The sequence below is a fragment of the Candidatus Aquicultor sp. genome (assembly GCF_054640775.1).
Map to the genome: position 1 here is coordinate 904 of NZ_JBTSLF010000238.1, position 2,577 is coordinate 3,480.

Here is a 2,577-nt window from a genome sequence, read left to right on the forward strand (position 1 = left end):
GCTAAGATCGGCTATAGACACGCCCACTCGTACCGGGTCCCGGCCTTCCTCACCGGTAATACTCATAACCCCGGATCTTCCCTGGGCGATAACGTCCAAAGAAGGTTTTTGAGACTCCGGACCGGTCTGTCCATATCCCGAGCAAGCGGCGTAAATCAGCCTGGGATTATGGGCCTTCAGGGTTTCGTAACCCAGCCCGAGAGAATCCATGGTCCCGGGTGTAAAATTCTCAACCAACACATCACATTCAGCCGCCAGCTTAAGGAAAAGCGTTTTTCCTTTTTCCGTTTTGAGGTCGATCACCATGCTTTTTTTGCCCCGATTGACGCTGAAAAAATAAGTGCTGACCGAATCCACAAAAGGTTCGAGGGTTCTGGCTATGTCCCCAATACCGGGCCTCTCAACCTTGATCACTTCAGCGCCCAGGTCGGAGAGCAGCATCGTTCCAAACGGTCCGGCCAAGGCCCAGGAGAGGTCCAGTATTTTTAAATTTTTTAAAGGTCCCGCCATATTTTTAGATTACCTCCCAAGGATTAATTTTTTCTTTTTTCCATTCTTCTTACCATGAAAAAAATCAAATGAAAACCTTAACGACCAACTCGTCCGTCAGGGAAAGTAGGGAGCGCTCGGGGGGCCAAGCTGTGTTTTAATCACCTGTTGCGCCTCCTCGATAAATTCGCACAGAAGAGGCCGGGTATCTCGGGGATCGACAATATCCCTTGTTTGCGCCGACGGGCCACTCCCTCCGGACCTCCCATTTGTTCGGCCAGTCTTTTTCTGGATTCAAGCTCATCAACCTCCGGTTTCCAGGTCATCACTTTCTCTTTTTAAAAATTTCATGGTAATCACAATTTTTTGGGTGTGTCAAGTCACGCGCAAGAGACCTGTTATTCTATCAACCTTTTAATTTTTAATTACAATAGCACTTCTTTCCTTGATCCCGCTTTTTCCAGTTGTCTTATACTGTATTACAGGATAATCTAAACCTCAAAAAATCTGACCAAACCTTTTTGAAATAATGGAAGGAGTCATAGGGGTTCTTCTATCAGCAGGCCAACCATTTAACCGAATCAGGAGGATGGGAAGATGAAGATCAAGCTATGGATCATAATCGGGGTTCTGCTCGTGGCCGGTGCTTTCGGCGGATGGTTTTTCACTAACCGATACCAGAGAGATGGAAATCTAAGTCTTTCCGGACTGAAGGGAAAAGTGACGGTTTTGCGCGACGAGAAAGGAATGGCCTACATCTATGCCCAAAGCATGGATGACGCCCTGTTGGCTCAGGGGTTTGTCACTGCCCAGGATCGATTGTTCCAGATGGAGCTGACCCGGCTTTTTTCCGAGGGACGTCTTGGGGAAATGGCCGGCAAGGAAGTCCGGGCCATCGATATTAGAATGCGGACCATCGGGTTTTTTCGCCAGGCCCAAAAGCATGCCCGATTATTGGATGCCCCGACCAGACGGAATTTTCAAAGGTACCTGGATGGCATCAATACCTACATCAAAAAAAGCCCCGAGTCTTTTCCTGTGGAATTTAAACTGGCCGGTATTCAACCGCAACCCTGGCGTATTGAAGATGCACTGGCCATCATGTATTACGTGAGTTGGGGATCATCGGCCAATTTGCAGACCGAGGTCATCGCCCAAATGCTGGTAGAGAAACTTGGCTTGGAAAAAGCCAAAGAGATTTTTCCGCTCAACATCAATCCCGATGAACATAAAAATCCCCGGCAGATTTCCAGGAAATCGATCAAAAAAGTCGTCGGCTTGAACCTCGGACTCGACCGGGGCCTGATGTCTTTTCTGAAGCCGGGTCCTCTGAAGATAGGCAGCAATAACTGGGCGGTGGGTCCGAAATTTTCTCCGGGCAGAAAACCTATCCTGGCCAATGACCCTCACTTGGAAACCAGGATAATGCCGAGTCCCTGGTATCCCATCGGCCTCATCACCCCGGATATAAGATTTGTCGGGGTCGGCATACCAGGGACTCCGTCATTGGTTATTGGAAGAAGCAATTATATCGCCGTAGGGGTGACCAACAGCTATGGTGACATGCAAGACCTGTATATCGAAACCATTGACCCCAAAGATCCCGATCGATACCTGGAAGGCGGGGTATCCCTGCCCTTTCAATGGATCGAAGAAACCTTAAAGATCAAAGATAAGAAAGCCCCTGAAGGATATCGAAAAGAAAAGCTCCGTATCAGGTTAACCAAAAGAGGCCCGGTCGTATCCGAGATCCTCCCCGGATTGAAAACCGATAAAGTAATCACTCTCCGCTGGGCGCCTTTTGAAACCATGAGCCCTTCTCTGGGGTTGGACAAGGTCCAACAAGCCAAGTCGGTTGATGAGATTCGGGAAGCCCTCAAAGAGGTGAATTGGATCGGTCTCAATTTTGTATTTGCCGACACCAAAGGAAATATCGGCTGGCAGACCTCCGGAAAACTACCCATCCGTTCTCAGGGGGAAAGCACCCTGCCCTATATCGTTCACGACAGCCGGGACAATTGGATCGGCTGGATCCCTTTTGAAAAGATGCCCGGGTCTTATAACCCGGACAGGGGATGGTTGGGGACC

At 49.1% G+C, this 2,577-nt stretch carries 3 protein-coding genes; 1 reads left to right on the plus strand and 2 read right to left on the minus strand.

Features of this window, described 5'->3' with window-relative positions; all coding sequences use genetic code 11:
• Both ACYC56_RS13420 and ACYC56_RS13425 read right to left on the minus strand, forming a co-directional pair.
• Nucleotides 1–510, minus strand: a 510-nt coding sequence (locus ACYC56_RS13420; RefSeq protein ID WP_461374680.1) for a CaiB/BaiF CoA transferase family protein, incomplete at its 3' end; no start/stop codon positions are given.
• Nucleotides 511–650: 140 nt separating this feature from the next.
• On the minus strand, nt 651–815 hold the full coding sequence (locus ACYC56_RS13425) for a hypothetical protein (RefSeq protein WP_461374681.1): 165 nt from the start codon (nt 813–815) through the stop codon (nt 651–653).
• A 271-nt stretch (nt 816–1,086) separates the two neighbouring features.
• On the opposite strand from ACYC56_RS13425, the gene ACYC56_RS13430 reads away from it, so the two are divergent.
• A partial coding sequence (locus ACYC56_RS13430; protein ID WP_461374682.1) for a penicillin acylase family protein occupies nt 1,087–2,577 on the plus strand: 1,491 nt, incomplete at its 3' end.